The following is a 15,250-nucleotide window of genomic DNA, read 5'->3' on the forward strand; positions in this document are numbered from 1 at the left end:
GAGACCGCCGCTGCCCGCGCCGGTGCCGCAGCGACATGACGCCTTCACCGCATGTCACCACAGCCACTTGACAACCTGATTGGGAATCAGTGGCCACGCTGAAGATCCTTACTGAGCGTCCTGAAGCGTACGGGCCCCTCGTGGGCGCCGGTGGTGTGCAGGACGTGCGCCGTCGCCAGCGTGGCGTGCCCGCACATCGCGACCTCCGTGACCGGGGTGAACCAGCGCAGCGCCCAGTCCGCCTCCGGGTCCCCGGCGAGGGGGTGGGCGAACGCCGTCTCCGCGTGGTTGACCTCCAGGGCGATGTTCTGGAGACGGTCGTCACCGGGGTAGGAGTCCAGCAGCAGGACCCCCGCCGGGTTGCCGGAGAAGGGGCGGTCGGTGAACGCGTCCACGATTCTGATCTGCATGGACGCGACAGTAGGGGGTGGCGGAGTCGGGACACCAAGGCCAATCGGGGAAAACTGGACGGATGCGAGGGAACTGGCGGACGGGGTCGGACGTTGTCGTGGTCACAGGGGCCGGCGGGTTCGTCGGGAGGGCCGCTGTGCGGGAGTTGCTCGCCCGGGGAGCGCGGGTCCGGGCGCTGGTGAGACGGGTTGCGGAGGAGGTGGAGGAGGGCGGCGTCGACGACCCGGCGCGGCTCGCGTGGGTGACCGGGGATCTGACCGAGCCGGGTGCGGTGGCGGGGTTGTGCGAGGGTGCGGGGGCCGTCGTCCATCTCGCCTCGTACATCGGGAGCGACGAGGCGATGTGCCGGGCCGTCAACACCGACGGGGCGCGGGCCGTGATGGGCGAGGCCCGGCGCGCCGGGGTGCGGCGGGTGGTGCATCTGTCGACCGCCGCCGTGTACGGGGCCGGGCCGCACAGCGGGGTCGAGGTGGGCGGGATTCCCGCCGAGCCGGTCTCCGCCGTCAGCCGGAGCCGGCTGGCCGGGGAGCGGTTCGCGCTGGAGGCGGGGGGAGCCGTGCTGCGGCCGGGGCTGGTCCTGGGCGACGGCGACCGGTGGGTCGTACCGGGGCTGCGGGAGCTGACGGCGCGGGTGCCGGCCGTGTGGGACGGCGGGCGGGCGCTGCTGTCGGTCGTCGACGTCACGGCGCTCGGGCGGCTCGTCGCGGCCCTCGCCCTCCTGGAGCGCCCGGTGCCGGCGGGGGTCTACCACGCGAGCCATCCGGTGCCGGTGCGGATCGGGGACCTGATCGCCGGGCTCGTCGCGCGCGGGGTGCTGCCGCCCGTGCCCGACGCCGACTGGCCCTGGGAGGTGTGCCTGGAGCGGTTCCGGGCGAGTCGAGGGCGGGCGAGCGAGCGGCAGTTCGCGCTGGTGGGGCGGGACCACTGGTACGTGAGCGAGGAGGTGTGGCGGGTCGCCGGGTGCGATCCCGGGCCCCGGAACTGGTGACCCGGGGCCGCAGGCGTGCTCAGGAGGTCACGTACTCCGCGAGGTGTTCGCCGGTGAGGGTCGGGGACTTGACGAGGGCGGCGGGGGTGCCTTCGAAGACGACCGTGCCGCCGTCGTGGCCGGCGCCGGGGCCGAGGTCGATGATCCAGTCGGCGTGGGCCATCACCGCCTGGTGGTGCTCGATGACGATCACCGACTTCCCGGAGTCGACCAGGCGGTCCAGGAGGGCGAGGAGCTGTTCGACGTCCGCCAGGTGGAGACCGGCGGTCGGCTCGTCGAGGACGTAGACACCCCCCTTGTCGGACATGTGGGTGGCGAGCTTGAGGCGCTGGCGTTCGCCGCCGGAGAGGGTGGTGAGGGGCTGGCCGAGCGTCAGGTAGCCGAGACCGACGTCCGCGAGGTGGCCGAGGATGCGGCTCGCGGCCGGGGTGTGGGCCTCGCCCGCCGAGAAGAACTCCGCCGCCTCCGCCACCGGCATCGCCAGGACCTCGCTGATGTCCTTGCCGCCGAGGTGGTAGTCGAGGACGGCCGCCTGGAACCGCTTGCCCTCGCACTCCTCGCAGACCGTCGCGACGCCCGCCATCATCGCGAGGTCCGTGTAGACGACCCCCGCGCCGTTGCAGGTCGGACAGGCGCCCTCCGAATTGGCGCTGAACAGCGCCGGCTTGACGCCGTTGGCCTTGGCGAACGCCTTGCGCACCGGCTCCAGCAGCCCCGTGTACGTCGCCGGGTTGCTGCGCCGCGAGCCCTTGATCGGGGCCTGGTCGACCGAGACGACCCCGGCCGAGGCCGGCACCGAGCCGTGGATCAGGGAGCTCTTGCCGGAGCCCGCGACGCCGGTGACGACGGTCAGGACGCCGAGCGGGACGTCCACGTCGACATCGCGCAGGTTGTGCCGGTTCGCGCCCCGGATCTCCAGTGTGCCGGTGGGCTCGCGGACCGCGTCCTTCAGCCTCGCGCGGTCACCGAGGTGGCGGCCGGTGAGGGTGTCGGTGCCGCGCAGGCCCGCGACCGTGCCCTCGTAGCAGACCGTGCCGCCCGCCGTGCCGGCGCCGGGGCCGAGGTCCACGACGTGGTCGGCGATCGCGATGACCTCCGGCTTGTGCTCGACCACGAGGACCGTGTTGCCCTTGTCGCGCAGGCGCAGCAGGAGGTCGTTCATGCGGCGGATGTCGTGCGGGTGCAGACCGGTCGTCGGCTCGTCGAAGACGTACGTCACGTCGGTGAGCGACGAGCCCAGGTGGCGGATCATCTTGACGCGCTGGGCCTCGCCGCCGGAGAGGGTGCCCGAGGGGCGCTCCAGGGAGAGATAGCCGAGGCCGATCTCGTTGAACGAGTCGAGGGTCTCCCGCAGGGCTGTCAGCAGCGGGGCCACCGAGGGGTCGGCGAGCCGGCGGACCCAGTCGGCCAGATCGCTGATCTGCATCGCGCAGGCGTCCGCGATGCTCACGCCGTCGATCTTCGAGGAGCGGGCCGCCGCCGTCAGCCGCGTGCCCTCGCAGTCCGGGCAGGTCGTGAACGTGATCGCGCGGTCCACGAACTCCCTGATGTGCGGCTGCATCGCCTCGCGGTCCTTGGACAGCATCGACTTCTGGATACGCGGGACCAGGCCCTCGTACGTCATGTTGATGCCCGCGATCTTCATGCGGGTCGGCTCCAGGTACAGGAACGCGTGCAGTTCCTTCTTCGTGAACCGCTTGACCGGTTTGTCCGCGTCGAACAGCCCCGACTCGGAGTACATCCGGTAGCTCCAGCCGCCCGTCTTGTAGCCGGGCACCAGCAGCGCGCCGTCGTTCAGGGACCGCTCGGCGTCGAAGAGCTGCGTCAGGTCGAAGTCCGTGACCGCGCCCCGGCCCTCGCAGCGCGGACACATGCCGCCCTGGATACTGAACGAGCGCCGCTCCTTCACGGTCTGCCCGCCGCGCTCGATCGTCACCGCGCCCGCGCCGCTGATCGAGGCGACGTTGAAGGAGAACGCCTTCGCCGGGCCGATGTGCGGGGTGCCGAGGCGGCTGAAGAGGATACGGAGCATCGCGTTGACGTCGGTGACCGTGCCGACCGTCGACCGGGGGTCCGCGCCCAGCCGCTGCTGGTCCACGATGATCGCCGTCGTCAGGCCCTCCAGCACGTCGACGTCGGGGCGGGCGTGGTTCGGCATGAAGCCCTGGACGAACGCGCTGTACGTCTCGTTGATCAGGCGCTGCGACTCGGCGGCGACCGTGCCGAACACCAGGGAGCTCTTGCCCGACCCCGAGACGCCGGTGAACACCGTCAGCCTCCGCTTGGGGATCTCGACGCTGACGTCCTTGAGGTTGTTCACCCGCGCGCCGTGCACCCGGATCAGGTCGTGGCTGTCGGCGGCGTGCGGCTTCGTCATCGCGGAGTCCCTCTGTGCGGTGGCTGTGGCTGTGGGGTCAGGCTAGGCGGGGTCCTGGGGTGGGCGCTTCTCGATTCCTGACCGGTTCAGCGCCGGACGAGCTGGCGGAGGTACACGACGCCCGAGGGGAAGGTGCGGGACCCGGCGAATTCGAGGTCCACGCGGCGGGCGTGCCGGGGGTAGAACGGGGTGCCGCCGCCGACCAGGACGGGGTAGATCTTGGGCCGGTACTCGTCGATCAGGCCGGCCTCGGCGACCTCGGCGGCGAGGTCCGCGCCGCCGATCGCGATCTCACCCTCGCCGGGTTCGGCGCGCAGCCGCGCGATCTCCTCGGCGACGGTGCCGGAGGCGAGCCGGGCGTTGCCCTCCACGGCCGTCAGGGTGCGGGAGAACACCACCTTGGGCAGGGGGCGCCACAGGGCGATCCACTCGCGCGTCGCCTCGTCGGGGGACGGGTCCCGGTCGGTCTCCCAGTACAGCATCGCCTCGTACAGGCGCCGGCCCATCAGGTGGACGCCGACCTCGCGGATCTGGTCGGTGGCGAAGCGGAAGAGGGCGTCGTCGGGGGCCGTCCAGGCGAAGCCGCCGTCCGGGCCGACGATGTAGCCGTCGAGCGAGACGCCCATCGAGTAGGTCACGGTGCGCATGCGGGGCTCCTCGGTGGTCTCTGCGATGCAGGGTCGCGACAGTTCGACAGTAGGACCACCGGACGCGGCAGGACTCATCGGCCGGCGCCGCGCCCTACCGGCGCACCGCCGAGATCAGCCCCCCGGGCCGCTCCTCGGGCCGTGGCGGGGTGTCGAGCGGGCGCCCGTACGCGGCGGCGCGTTCGCGCAGGGTGTGGCAGTCGGCCGTCCAGCCGTGCCCGGCCAGCCAGCCGACCGGGTCGTCGGGCATCTCCGAGACCCACAGGGACGCCGCCGACCCCGGCCCGGCGTCCGCGGCGAAGCGCTCGATCACGCCGCGCGAGCCCAGCGTCAGCCCCATCCGGCTGCCGACCGCCGACCGCGAGCCGATCCGCTCCAGCAGGAGTTCCACCGCGTCCTCGGGCAGATAGATCAGCAGCCCCTCGGCGATCCACACGGTCGGCGCGGCCGGGTCGTGCCCCGCGGCGGCCAGCGCGCCCGGCCAGTCCGCCCGCAGATCCACCGCGACGGCGATCCGCTCGCAGCGCGCCACGGCCCGCTCCCGGCGCAGCACCGACGCCTTGAAGTCCAGCGGCGCCGCGGTGTCGACCTCGAACAGTCGCGTGCCCTCGGGCCAGTCCGTCCGGAAGGCCCGGCTGTCCATGCCGGCGCCGAGCAGCACGACCTGCCGGACCCCGGACGCGGTGGCCTGCCGCAACAGATCGTCCAGGAACCGCGTCCTGACGACGATGGAGAACGCCACGCCCAGCCGGCGGCGGCGCGCGGCCTCGTCACCGGGCGGCGGCGAAGCGGGCCACAGACCTCCGGCGGCGGCGAAGGCGCGTGCCAGCGGGTCGTGGAACAGGGCGTCCTCCCGCTCGGACTCCAGCGCCCGCACCCGGGCCACCCCCACCGCCGTGGCCCACACTCCCGACGGCCGCTCCGGCTCCCGTTCGTCAGTCACCTTGCCAGCGTAGGCGGAGCCGGCGTAGGCGGGGTCGGTGGCCGGGGGTTGTCAGGCGATCGGTTCCGATATATCGTTGAGGGGTCGTGATCGGTTGACGAAGTGATGCCGATCAATCAGAGGCATGTGAAATGGAGTGAGTGCTATGCGTATGCATGGATTCGAGCGTGGACACGGCCAGGACCCCCGCGAGCGCGGTGGGTTCGACGGTCGCCGGGGTGCCTTCGGGCCGTTCGGGCCCGGTGGCCCGGGGTTCGGCGGGCCCGGGTTCGGGCCGGGGCCCTGGGGCGGACGAGGGCGCGGCGGACCCAGGGGGAGGGCACGGCGCGGAGACGTACGGGCCTCGATCCTGGCCCTGCTCAAGGAACGGCCGATGCACGGCTACGAGATGATCCAGGAGATCGCCGAGCGCAGTGGCGGTGCCTGGAAGCCGAGCCCCGGGTCCGTCTACCCGACGCTCCAGATGCTGGAGGACGAAGGGCTCATCAGCAGTGAGAGCGAGGGCGGCAAGAAGCTGTTCTCCCTCACCGAGGCCGGGCGCACCGCCGCCGAGGAGGTGTCCGAGACGCCCTGGGAGGAGGCCACCCGCGGGGTCGACTGGGAGTCACTGCACGAGATCAGGCAGGCGGGTTCCGGACTCTTCGAGGCGTTCGGACAGGTCTGGCGGACCGGGAACAAGGAGCAGCGTGAGAAGGCTCTGGCTGTTGTCAACGATGCTCGGAAGAAGCTGTATCTGATCCTGGCCGACGAGGACTGATCTCCGCGTACGGCCTCAGGGCGCCCCGTGTTCCGCGCGGGGCGCCCAACTGTGTGCGCGGACGGCGCTCAGCCCACCAGCGCCGCCAGCTTCCGCAGCGACTCGGTCAGGGCCGCCGTCGCCGAGTCCCTCAGCTTGCCCGCCATCAGGGAGACCGCCGCGCCCGTGAACTCCCCGTCGATCCGGACCGTCGTCGCGTCCGCGCCGTCCGGGGTGAGGGTGTAGCGGGTGAGCAGGGCGACCGCCATCGGGCCCTTGCCGGTGATCGTGAACGACCTGGCGGGCGTCAACTCGTCGATCGTCCACTGCACTTCGGCCGGGAAGCCCATCAGCTTCATGTTCTCCTGGAAGGTCGCGCCCTGCTCCAGCGCCTTCGGGCCGCCCTGGGGGAAGTCGGTGTGCGTCGCGTTCCACTCGCCGTACGCCGGCCAGTCCGTCAGCCGGGTCCAGATCTGCTCCGCCGGTGCCTCGATACGTGCCTCGGCGCTCACTTCGGCCATGCGACCACCTCTTCGAATCGGCCAGGGTGCGCGGAACGTAGCCCCGGGGCCCTCAACTTGCAAGACACGGGCGCCCGTTCAGCGCAGGCGGCGGATCACCGCGGCGTCGAAGACGTCCCAGGCGCGCGGGTGCGGGCCCTCGTCGTGGCAGTGCCAGGCGGCCCAGAACAGGTCGGCGGGCAGGGCGTCCTCCGGGGCGTAGACGCGGTACACGTACTGAAGGCCGTCGACCGACGGGAGTACGACCAGCCAGCTCACCGTCACCAAACCGGAACCCCCTCTCTCACTACTGTGACGTGACCGTCCGCCGCGCGGTTGCGTCCCCGGCGCGCGAGGCTCCGCCGCACGCCGTGGGCGGGTTCCGGCCTGATGTCATCCGTAAGGAGGAGATTCCGCGCCGGGCCCTCCGCTCTGCGTGGGAGGCGGAAATGCTTCGTTACGGGGATGACCGGGGGCGTCCGGGACTGATGGGGTGAGGGGGTGCAACCCCGTATTCCCCGGCCGTCGGTCCATGAACCCGTACCGCCCACCGTGGACGACGTCGCCGGGTTCAGCGAGGAACTGGTGGCGGCGGTCGCCGGCGCGCGCCGCAGGGCCGTACGGGGCGCCGACCGGCAGATCGACAGCGCGCATCTGCTGCACTCGCTGCTGGAGTCCGACATCGAGGTGCGGCGGGTCTTCGAGGAGGGGGACCGGGTCGCCCGGGTCCTCGGCTATCTCGTCCAGCGCAGCATCGGGTACGGGCTGCGCTGGCAGAACGGGGTCGAGGACTCCGGGGCGCTGCCCGTCGTCACGGTCACCGAGGGGTTCTCGCCCGTCGCCGCCGTCGCGATCGAGACGGCCAGGGTCCGCGCGGAGCGGCGCGGCGCCGGCGCGGCGCAGGGCGTCGATCTGCTGGCGGGCGTGCTCGCTGATCCCCGGTCCCGGGCCGTGGAGGTGCTGGCCCGCGCGGGGGTGGACGCGGGCGAGCTGCTCGCGCGGGTCGACAAGGACGAGGAGCCGGACCCGTTCGAGGGGTGAGACAGGAGCTTGAAGGGGTGACGGTGCTGTCGGCGGGTGTCATCATGTCCGCGTGACGAAGGCGAACGGTGTAGGGCTGGGGCTGGCCGTCGTGTCGGCGGTGGCGTTCGGAGGCTCCGGTGTCGCGGCGAAGCCGCTGATCGAGGGCGGACTCGAACCGCTGCACGTGGTGTGGCTGCGGGTGGGGTTCGCGGCGCTCGTGATGCTGCCGGTGGCCTGGCGGCACCGGGGACTCGTACGGCGGCGGCCGGGGCTGCTCGCCGGGTTCGGGCTGCTCGGGGTCGCCGGGGTGCAGGCGTTCTACTTCGCGTCGATCTCCCGGCTGCCCGTTGGGGTCGCGCTGCTCCTCGAATATCTGGCGCCCGCGCTCGTCCTCGGGTGGGTGCGGTTCGTGCAGCGGCGGCCCGTCAGCCGGCGGGCCGTCGTCGGGGTGGTGCTGGCCGTGGGCGGGCTCGCCTGCGTCGTCGAGGTGTGGGCCGGGATGAAGTTCGACGCGGTCGGGGTGGTGCTCGCGCTCGGGGCCGCCTGCTGCCAGGTCGCCTACTTCGTGCTCTCCGACCGAGGGGGCTCCGGCACGGACGCGCCCGACCCGCTCGGAGTCATCGCCTATGGGCTCCTCGTCGGCGCCGCCGTCCTCACCGCCGTCGCCCGGCCCTGGAACCTCGACTGGGCCGTCCTCGGCCGCGCCGCCGACATGAACGGCACCGACGTACCGGCCTGGCTGCTCCTCGGCTGGGTCGTGCTCCTCGCGACCGTCCTCGCCTACGCGACCGGCGTCGTCTCCGTCCGCCGGCTCTCCCCTCAGGTCGCGACCGTCGTGGCCTGCTCCGAGGCCGTCGTCGCGACCGTCCTCGCGTGGGTCCTCCTCGGCGAACACCTCGGCCCGGCCCAGCTCGCCGGCGGTGTGGTCGTCCTGCTCGGCGCGTTCGTCGCCCAGTCGGCCACGCCCGCGAAGAGCCCGGCGGAGCCGGTGGCGGGCGGGGGACTGGAACAGGGGCTGACCGCACGCGAGACCGCCGTCTGACGACGGCCGCGTCCGCCGTGAGGGCCCCTGGCGTACGGCTCATCCGCTGCGGCGTACGACGTGCTCCCGTACCCGCGCGTCCCCCGGCCCGCCGCGTGCCGTCAGGCGGTCGGCGACCCGCTCGCGGACCTCGGCGGAGCGTTTGCCGCCGTACTTGAACTTGGCGCGCACGGAGCTGATGTCGAGGCGCAGGCCGCGCAGCCCCGGGAGCATGCGGTCGAACGGGGCGGAGTCGGTCGGGACCGAGCCGCCCTCGGGCTGGAAGTGGGCCATCTGGCGGGCCAGCAGGGCGGACTTGGCGGCCGGGTCGTCGATCACGTGGGCCGTGCAGTGGAGTTGGACGGCGGCGTAGTACGTCGTCGGCGTGCCGTGCTCGGCGGGGACGCCGGGTTCGGCCTGCCAGGGGCCCGGGATGAAGGCGTAGTCGTCGGCCACGCTCAGGACGACGTGCGGATCGGCCTCCAGGGCCCGCCATATGGGGTTGGGGCGGGCCAGGTGGATCAGGATCTCGGCCTGTTCGGGGTCGTAGAGGAAGTGGGTCGGCTGGACCCACGGGGGTTCACCGGCAAGGCCGTTGACGGCGAGCTGGCCGAAGTCGTGGGTGGTGAGCCACTGTTGCCACTCCGCGTCGTCGCGGGCGGTGTCCCAGGGGTGGATCAGCATGTCGACTCCGTGAGGTAGGAGGGGAGTTCGGTGCCGGGGGCGAGGAGCGGGTCCGGCACCGGGGTGCCGTAGACGCGCTGGACGGGGACCACGCCGGCCCAGTGGGGGAGCGCGAGGTCCTCGGGCTCGTCGTTCACGCCGCCCGTGCGGAGCTTGGCGGAGACCTCCGTCAGGTCGAGGCGGATCACGGCCGTCGCCGCCAGCTCCTTCTTGTTCGCGGGGCGGGAGTCGGCGGAGCGGCCGGGGACGACGTGGTCGACGAGGGCGTCGAGAGCCGCGCGCTTCTCGGCCGGGTCCGTCACGTCGTACGCGAGGCCGTGGACCACCACCGCGCGGTAGTTGATCGAGTGGTGGAACGCGGAGCGGGCCAGGACCAGGCCGTCGACGTGGGTCACTGTGAGGCAGACCGGGAGGCCCTCGGGGGCCCTGCCCGTCATGCGCAGGGGGCGGGAGCCGGTGGAGCCGTGGACGTAGAGGTGCTCGCCGACGCGGGCGTACAGGGTCGGGAGGACCACGGGGGCGCCGTCGCGGACGAAGCCGAGGTGGCAGACGTACGCCTCGTCGAGGATCGCGTGGACCAGGTCGCGGTCGTAGGAGGCGCGGTCGGCGGAGCGGGTGGGGACCGTGCGGTCGGTCCTGGGATAGGGAGGGGCCGTTTCCTGCCGAGTCGCTTCTCGGGGAGCCGTTTCCCGCATGGCGTTCTCCATTGCACTAGTGCATAATGTTGTTTGTGCTAGGAGAATATCCGATCGAAGGTCGCCGCGCAGCGGACATTTCCGCGAGCATCGAGAGGGCTGTGGGGGAGGGGGCGCTGGAACCGGGGCAACTGCTGCCCCCCATGCGGGAGTTGGCCGTGCATCTCGGGGTGAATCCCAATACCGTCGCCGCCGCGTACCGCACCCTGCGGGAGCGGGGCGTCATCGAGACGCAGGGGCGGCGGGGGAGCCGGGTGCGGGCGAAGCCCGCGACGACCGGGCGGGAGCGGGCCGTCGTCTCCGTGCCCGAAGGGGTGCGGAACCTCGCGGACGGGAACCCCGATCCGGCGCTGCTGCCCCCGCTCGCGCCCGCGTTCGCGGCAGCCACCTCCGGCCGGCCGGACGCGCTGTACGGCGAGGAGCCGGTGGACGCCGAGCTGGCGCGGCTGGCGCGGGCCGCCTTCGACGCCGACGGGGTGCCCGACGGGCCGCTGGTCGTCGCCTCGGGCTCGCTGGACGCGGTCGAGCGCGTCCTCGCGGTCCGGCTGAAGCCGGGGGACGCCGTCGCCGTCGAGGACCCCGGGTGGAACCGGGTGCTGGATCTGGTGCCGGCGCTGGGGCTGCGGATCGTCCCCTTCGCGGTCGACGACGAGGGGCCCGTTCCCGGGGCATTCCGGGCCGCGCTGGAGTCCGGGGCGCGTGCCGTCGTCGTCACCGACCGGGCGCAGAACCCCACGGGAGCCGCCGTGGGCGCCGGCCGGGCCCGGGAACTGCGGGCGATTCTGCGGGAGTTCCCCGACGTGCTCGTGATCGAGGACGACCACGGGCACGGGATCGTCGACCTGCCCCTGCACCCGCTGGGCGGGGTCACCCGGCACTGGGCCTTCGTGCGGTCCGTCGCGAAGGCGTACGGGCCGGATCTGCGGGTCGCGGTGATGACCGGGGACGCGGTGACCGTGGACCGGGTCCGGGGGCGGCAGCGGCTGGGGGCCGGATGGGTGAGCCTGCTGGTGCAGCGGGCCGTGGTGTGGCTGTGGCGGGAGGGGGGCGTCGATCCGGCGGTCGTGGGCGGGGCCTACCGGGCGCGGCGGGACCTGCTGATCGAGGCCCTGGCCGAGCGGGGGGTCGCCGCCCGGGGGCGGAGCGGGCTGAGCGTGTGGATTCCGGTCGACGACGAGACGGGGGTGGTGGCCCGGCTGCTGAGGGCGGGGTGGGCCGTGGCCGCCGGGGAGCGGTTCCGGGTGGGGGCGGCTCCCGGAATCCGCGTGACGGTCTCCTCGCTGGGGGAGTCGGCCGCCGAGGTGACGGCTTTCGCGGACGCGGTGGCCGAGGCCGTGAAGGGGGCTTCCTCGTGGGGGGTGGTCTAGGTCGCGAGAACCAGGGGGGCTAGGCCGTCTGCTTCTCGGGTGCCGGAGCGCTGCGCAGGCTCGTGCCCCCGGAGGGCTTCGGCTTCACCTGGGTCAGGGCCGCTCCCGCGAGGACGACGGCGGCGCCCACCGGCGTCGACCAGGTCAGCGTCTCTCCCAGGAACGCCGTCCCCGCGGCCGTCGCGATCACCGGTGTGAAGTACGTGACCATCTGGGCCGTCGTCGGACCCACCTCCGCGACCAGCCCGTACTGCATCAGGACCGCGAGCCCCGTCCCGAGGGCGCCGAGCGCCGCCACCGCCAGGAGCGAGGGCGTCGGGAAGCTGTGCGGGACCGGCGTGATCACGGCCAACTGGACGGTCGCGAGGAGGAGTTGCGCCCCCGTCATGGACAGGGCCGACTCCGGGCGCCCGGCCAGCGTGCGGCGGACGTAGATCCAGCCGACCGCGTAGCTCAGGGAGGCCGCGAGGGCGAGGGCGGTGCCCCGGGGTTCCAGTCCGGAGAAGCCCTGCCAGGCGCCGAGGACCGTGAGGACGCCCACGAAGCCGAGGGCGAGGCCCGCGACCCTGATCCGGGTGGGGCGGTCCTCGGAGAGGGCGACCAGCGAGAGGGCCATGCCCCACAGCGGCGAGGTGGCGTTGCAGATACCGGCGAGCGTCGAGGGGATCGTCAGCTCCGCGTAGGCGAAGAGGGAGAACGGGAGGGCGTTCAGGAGGAAGGCCGCGACCGTCAGATGGGCCCAGGTGCGGACACCCCGGGGGAGGCGCTCGCGCTTCACCACGAGGGCGATCGCCAGGACCGCCGTACCGAAGACCAGCCTGCCCAGCGCGACCTGGAGCGGCGCGAAGCCGTCCGTGCCGACCTTGATGAACAGGAAGCTGAAACCCCAGATCAGGGAGAGGGCGGCGAAGCGCAGGCGCCAGTCGAGGTGACTCATGCCCTCCACTGTGCGCGTACCGATCTCGTAGCACAATCGAGAATTCGATCGAGGTATCTCGTAGTATCGCTTACATGTTGAACCTGGAGCGCCTGCGCACCCTCGACGCCCTCGCCCGGCACGGCTCGGTGAGCGCCGCCGCGCTGGCCCTGCACATCACGACGTCGGCCGTCTCCCAGCAGCTCGCCAAACTGGAGCGCGAGACGGGCCGGCAGCTGCTCGCCAAGCACGGGCGCGGGGTGCGGCTGACGGACGCCGGGCTCCTGCTCGCCGAGCACGCCCGGCGCATCCTCTCCCAGGTCGAGTTCGCCGAGGCCGATCTGGAGGCGCAGCGCGGGGAGGTCGCCGGGGAGCTGCGGATCTCGGCGTTCCCGACGGCCGCGCGCGGGCTCTTCCCGGCCGCGCTCAGCGCCCTGCGCCGGGACCATCCGGCGCTGCGGGTGCGCTCGCTGGAGCTGGAGCCGGAGCGTGGGGTCGCCGGGGTGGTGCGCGGGGACCTGGACCTGGCGGTCGTCCTCGACTGGTACAACAAGCCGATGGCGCTGCCGGAGGGGCTGGCCAAGGCGCATCTGCTCGACGACCCGGTATCGATCGCGCTGCCGGACGGCCATCCGCTCGCCGGACGCGACGAGGCGGAGCTCGGGGAGTTCGCCGAGGACGGGTGGGTGATGTGGGCGGAGGGCGAATTCTGCCAGGAGTGGCTCAAGTTCACCCTGCGGGCGAGCGGCGTCGAACCGCTCATGGCCCACCAGGTCAACGAGAGCCACACCCAACTCAGCCTCGTCCAGGCGGGGTTGGGCGTCTGCGTCTCCCCCCTGCTGGGCCGCAACCCGGTGCCCGCGGGCGTGGTCACCGTCCCGCTCAGGCAGGGCGTGCGCCGTCACGTGTACGTCGTCTGGCGGGCCGACGCCGACCGCCGCCCGTCGATCAGGGCGGCGGTGGAGGCGCTCAAGTCGGCGTCGGAGAAGGTGTTCTGACGAGACCTCAGATCCCCTGAACGGGCCTCAGGCCGCCCGGGAACCCGCTCAGGCCCCCAGCTTCCTGAAGTCCCAGGACACCACCTTCTCCGGCGTCAGCCGTATCCACGCGTGCCTCCCGTCGTGCGGCATCGCCTCCACACGGAAGTTCTTGCGGGCGAACCGGGTCTCGACGGCGTCGAGTTCGGCCCGCAGTTCACCGGTGCGCGGGATCTCGCCGACGAACTCGACGGTCCCGGACAGCTCGACGCCCCGGAGCTGGTCGTACTCCTCGCCGGTGTCGACCACGACCGCGACCCGGGGGTCACGCGTCAGATGCGTCCAGCGCTTGCTGCGCACGACGGAGTACAGCCACAGCGAGGTCCCGTCCCACAGGAACCACAGGGCGCTGACGTGCGGAGTGCCGTCCGTCGAGACCGTGGCCACCCGGCAGGTGCGCTGGGTGTCGAGGAACTCGTCCAGTTCCCCGGGCGTCATCATGATCTTGCGGCCCCGGCGCTGAGTGACAGTCATGCGGCCCCCTTTTCTGTTGGTTCTTTCCGTCTTTCCTTACGTTTGACCCCACTCGGTTTCCTCACGGGAGACCGAAACATCATCTGACGGTACGTCAGAAATCAGGATGGGCCGCCTTCCGGACCGACGCAATGGTGGCTACCCTCACGGGCGTCCCGAATGCCAGGGAGGAGATGTGATTCTCGACACCGAGAATACGGTTCTGCTCACGGTGGAGTGCCAGGAGGGGGTGGTGGGGGAGACCGCCGCGCTGCCGCAACTCGCCGCCGAGGCAAGGGAGTCGGGGGCGCTGGCGAACGTCGCCCGGCTCGTCGCCGCCGCGCACCGGGCGGGCGTCCAGGTCGTCCACGCGATCGCGGAACGCCGGCCGGACGGGAAGGGGGCCAGCCGCAACGCCCGGCTCTTCCGGGCCGCCGAGCGGCTGCCCGTCCAGCAGCTCGCCGGTTCGCGCGCGGTGCGGGTCGCAGCCCCCATCGAGACCGACGCGCGGGACGTCGTCGTCCGCAGGCTGCACGGTCTGTCGCCGTTGCACGGGACCGAACTCGACGCGCTGCTGCGGAACCTGGGGTGCCGGACGCTGGTGGTGGCCGGGGTGTCGGCGAACGTCGCGATTCCCAACACGGTGTTCGACGCGGTGAACCTGGGCTACACGGTCGTCGTCGCGGCGGACGCGATCGCGGGGGTGCCGTCGGACTACACCCCCGCGATGGTCCGTCACACTCTCGGGTTGGTCGCTACGGTCGCGACCACGGACGAGGTGGTGACGGGGATCAACTCACCGGCTACGCCAGGGTGATGTCGTTCCCGCTGACGGTGATGTTCACGGCCGGGAGCGCCTTCTGCGCCGGGCCGCTCTTCACGCTGCCGTCCTCGATGGAGAAGTTGCTGTTGTGACAGGGGCAGTTGATGACCCCGTTCGAGATGCTCTTGACCGCGCAGCCCTGGTGGGTGCAGACGGCCGAGAACGCCTTGTAGGTGCCGGCCGTCGGCTGGGTGACGACGACCTTCTCCGACTCGAAGACCTTGCCGCCGCCCTCGGGGATGTCGGCGGTCGTGGTGAGCGCGGTGCCGCCCGCCGAACCGCCGGTCGTGCCGCCGGTGGTCGAGGAGGGGGTCGAGCCGGCCCCGCCCGTGGTGCCGCTGTCGTTCGAACCGGTCGCCGCCGACGAGTCGTCGTCGGAGCTTCCGCACGCGGTCAGCGCGACGGCGAGCCCTGCGGCTCCGGCCGCCGTCACGACGGTGCGACGGGCGGGGCCGGTGAGGGGTTTGAGCGGTGCGCTGGTCATGCTGACGCTTCCCTTCGGGGGGTGGTTTCTCGTGGGGTTCGCCCGGAGGTACGGTGCACGGCCGCGGACCGTTCAGCGCCGCGACGATCCGGACGTGCCGCGATACTCGCGCGTCCCCGGTCGGGCGGGCGTAAGCCAGAGCTGT

At 72.5% G+C, this 15,250-nt stretch carries 17 protein-coding genes and 1 pseudogene; 7 read left to right on the forward strand and 11 right to left on the reverse strand.

The annotated features are described in order from the left end of the window. Positions 1-110: 110 nt before the first annotated feature. Positions 111-410, reverse strand: a pseudogene (locus ABZX85_RS16310) (PhzF family phenazine biosynthesis isomerase); the annotation flags it as partial. A gap of 62 nt (positions 411-472) precedes the next feature. Here ABZX85_RS16310 and ABZX85_RS16315 point away from each other — a divergent pair. Further along, a complete protein-coding gene (locus tag ABZX85_RS16315) occupies positions 473-1,399 on the forward strand; it encodes an NAD-dependent epimerase/dehydratase family protein (RefSeq protein ID WP_355867969.1) in 927 nt (308 codons plus the stop codon). Positions 1,400-1,418: 19 nt separating this feature from the next. On the opposite strand, the gene ABZX85_RS16320 is transcribed toward ABZX85_RS16315, so the two are convergent. The 3 genes from ABZX85_RS16320 to ABZX85_RS16330 all read right to left on the reverse strand — a co-directional run bounded on the left by ABZX85_RS16320 (position 1,419) and on the right by ABZX85_RS16330 (position 5,330). Beyond that, the gene (locus ABZX85_RS16320) at positions 1,419-3,776 is read right to left on the reverse strand and encodes an excinuclease ABC subunit UvrA (RefSeq protein WP_355867972.1); all 2,358 of its coding nucleotides are present in this window, start codon (positions 3,774-3,776) and stop codon (positions 1,419-1,421) included. Positions 3,777-3,862: 86 nt separating this feature from the next. After that, positions 3,863-4,423: a dihydrofolate reductase family protein gene (locus tag ABZX85_RS16325; RefSeq protein WP_355867975.1), complete on the reverse strand. Its 561-nt coding sequence runs from the start codon at positions 4,421-4,423 to the stop codon at positions 3,863-3,865. Positions 4,424-4,517: 94 nt separating this feature from the next. Beyond that, positions 4,518-5,330, reverse strand: a complete 813-nt coding sequence (locus ABZX85_RS16330; RefSeq protein WP_355868928.1) for a class I SAM-dependent methyltransferase — start codon at positions 5,328-5,330, stop codon at positions 4,518-4,520. Positions 5,331-5,511: 181 nt separating this feature from the next. Between ABZX85_RS16330 and ABZX85_RS16335 the strand changes: the two genes are divergently transcribed. Then, a complete protein-coding gene (locus ABZX85_RS16335; protein WP_355867978.1) occupies positions 5,512-6,123 on the forward strand; it encodes a PadR family transcriptional regulator in 612 nt (203 codons plus the stop codon). Positions 6,124-6,191: 68 nt separating this feature from the next. On the opposite strand, the gene ABZX85_RS16340 is transcribed toward ABZX85_RS16335, so the two are convergent. Together ABZX85_RS16340 and ABZX85_RS16345 are read right to left on the reverse strand one after the other, a co-directional pair. Further along, positions 6,192-6,623 (reverse strand): SRPBCC family protein, encoded by a 432-nt coding sequence (locus ABZX85_RS16340; RefSeq protein ID WP_355867981.1) that lies wholly within the window; start codon positions 6,621-6,623, stop codon positions 6,192-6,194. 78 nt (positions 6,624-6,701) lie between these two features. Next, positions 6,702-6,881, reverse strand: coding sequence for a hypothetical protein (locus ABZX85_RS16345; RefSeq protein ID WP_355868931.1), 180 nt, complete (start codon positions 6,879-6,881; stop codon positions 6,702-6,704). Positions 6,882-7,154: 273 nt separating this feature from the next. On the opposite strand from ABZX85_RS16345, the gene ABZX85_RS16350 reads away from it, so the two are divergent. Together ABZX85_RS16350 and ABZX85_RS16355 are read left to right on the forward strand one after the other, a co-directional pair. Beyond that, a complete protein-coding gene (locus tag ABZX85_RS16350; RefSeq protein ID WP_355868934.1) occupies positions 7,155-7,643 on the forward strand; it encodes a Clp protease N-terminal domain-containing protein in 489 nt (162 codons plus the stop codon). 52 nt (positions 7,644-7,695) lie between these two features. After that, the gene (locus ABZX85_RS16355) at positions 7,696-8,667 is read left to right on the forward strand and encodes a DMT family transporter (protein WP_355867985.1); all 972 of its coding nucleotides are present in this window, start codon (positions 7,696-7,698) and stop codon (positions 8,665-8,667) included. A 39-nt stretch (positions 8,668-8,706) separates the two neighbouring features. Here the strand turns inward: ABZX85_RS16355 and ABZX85_RS16360 are convergent, their stop codons facing one another. Then, positions 8,707-9,330 (reverse strand): FMN-binding negative transcriptional regulator, encoded by a 624-nt coding sequence (locus ABZX85_RS16360; RefSeq protein WP_355867988.1) that lies wholly within the window; start codon positions 9,328-9,330, stop codon positions 8,707-8,709. Further along, positions 9,324-10,025: a pyridoxamine 5'-phosphate oxidase family protein gene (locus ABZX85_RS16365; RefSeq protein WP_355867991.1), complete on the reverse strand. Its 702-nt coding sequence runs from the start codon at positions 10,023-10,025 to the stop codon at positions 9,324-9,326. Before ABZX85_RS16365 ends, ABZX85_RS16360 begins: the two co-directional genes overlap by 7 nt. A 35-nt stretch (positions 10,026-10,060) precedes the next feature. Here ABZX85_RS16365 and ABZX85_RS16370 point away from each other — a divergent pair, with 35 nt between their 5' ends. After that, the gene (locus tag ABZX85_RS16370; protein WP_355867994.1) at positions 10,061-11,392 is read left to right on the forward strand and encodes an aminotransferase class I/II-fold pyridoxal phosphate-dependent enzyme; all 1,332 of its coding nucleotides are present in this window, start codon (positions 10,061-10,063) and stop codon (positions 11,390-11,392) included. Positions 11,393-11,411: 19 nt separating this feature from the next. Here ABZX85_RS16370 and ABZX85_RS16375 read toward each other — a convergent pair whose 3' ends face one another. Further along, positions 11,412-12,329: a DMT family transporter gene (locus tag ABZX85_RS16375; protein WP_355867997.1), complete on the reverse strand. Its 918-nt coding sequence runs from the start codon at positions 12,327-12,329 to the stop codon at positions 11,412-11,414. Between the two features lie 74 nt (positions 12,330-12,403). On the opposite strand from ABZX85_RS16375, the gene ABZX85_RS16380 reads away from it, so the two are divergent. Next, positions 12,404-13,306, forward strand: a complete 903-nt coding sequence (locus tag ABZX85_RS16380; protein ID WP_355868000.1) for a LysR family transcriptional regulator — start codon at positions 12,404-12,406, stop codon at positions 13,304-13,306. 48 nt (positions 13,307-13,354) lie between these two features. Here the strand turns inward: ABZX85_RS16380 and ABZX85_RS16385 are convergent, their stop codons facing one another. Next, complete coding sequence (locus tag ABZX85_RS16385) at positions 13,355-13,819, reverse strand: pyridoxamine 5'-phosphate oxidase family protein (protein ID WP_355868003.1); 465 nt, start codon at positions 13,817-13,819, stop codon at positions 13,355-13,357. A 175-nt stretch (positions 13,820-13,994) separates the two neighbouring features. Here ABZX85_RS16385 and ABZX85_RS16390 point away from each other — a divergent pair, with 175 nt between their 5' ends. Beyond that, complete coding sequence (locus ABZX85_RS16390) at positions 13,995-14,615, forward strand: cysteine hydrolase (protein ID WP_355868006.1); 621 nt, start codon at positions 13,995-13,997, stop codon at positions 14,613-14,615. On the opposite strand, the gene ABZX85_RS16395 is transcribed toward ABZX85_RS16390, so the two are convergent. Next, positions 14,602-15,105, reverse strand: coding sequence for a Rieske (2Fe-2S) protein (locus ABZX85_RS16395; protein ID WP_355868009.1), 504 nt, complete (start codon positions 15,103-15,105; stop codon positions 14,602-14,604). The genes ABZX85_RS16390 and ABZX85_RS16395 overlap by 14 nt on opposite strands. Positions 15,106-15,250 lie beyond the last annotated feature (145 nt).

It is taken from the genome of Streptomyces sp. NPDC004539 (assembly GCF_040610055.1).
In the GTDB taxonomy this organism is placed as follows: Bacteria; Actinomycetota; Actinomycetes; order Streptomycetales; family Streptomycetaceae; genus Streptomyces.

Coding starts and splice junctions, on each gene's coding strand:
- ABZX85_RS16360 (WP_355867988.1), bottom strand. CDS start 9,330: ATGCTGATCCACCCCTGGGACACCGCCCGCGACGACGCGGAGTGGCAA.
- ABZX85_RS16315 (WP_355867969.1), top strand. CDS start 473: ATGCGAGGGAACTGGCGGACGGGGTCGGACGTTGTCGTGGTCACAGGG.
- ABZX85_RS16325 (WP_355867975.1), bottom strand. CDS start 4,423: ATGCGCACCGTGACCTACTCGATGGGCGTCTCGCTCGACGGCTACATC.
- ABZX85_RS16395 (WP_355868009.1), bottom strand. CDS start 15,105: ATGACCAGCGCACCGCTCAAACCCCTCACCGGCCCCGCCCGTCGCACC.
- ABZX85_RS16320 (WP_355867972.1), bottom strand. CDS start 3,776: ATGACGAAGCCGCACGCCGCCGACAGCCACGACCTGATCCGGGTGCAC.
- ABZX85_RS16335 (WP_355867978.1), top strand. CDS start 5,512: ATGCGTATGCATGGATTCGAGCGTGGACACGGCCAGGACCCCCGCGAG.
- ABZX85_RS16375 (WP_355867997.1), bottom strand. CDS start 12,329: ATGAGTCACCTCGACTGGCGCCTGCGCTTCGCCGCCCTCTCCCTGATC.
- ABZX85_RS16365 (WP_355867991.1), bottom strand. CDS start 10,025: ATGCGGGAAACGGCTCCCCGAGAAGCGACTCGGCAGGAAACGGCCCCT.
- ABZX85_RS16340 (WP_355867981.1), bottom strand. CDS start 6,623: ATGGCCGAAGTGAGCGCCGAGGCACGTATCGAGGCACCGGCGGAGCAG.
- ABZX85_RS16380 (WP_355868000.1), top strand. CDS start 12,404: ATGTTGAACCTGGAGCGCCTGCGCACCCTCGACGCCCTCGCCCGGCAC.
- ABZX85_RS16385 (WP_355868003.1), bottom strand. CDS start 13,819: ATGACTGTCACTCAGCGCCGGGGCCGCAAGATCATGATGACGCCCGGG.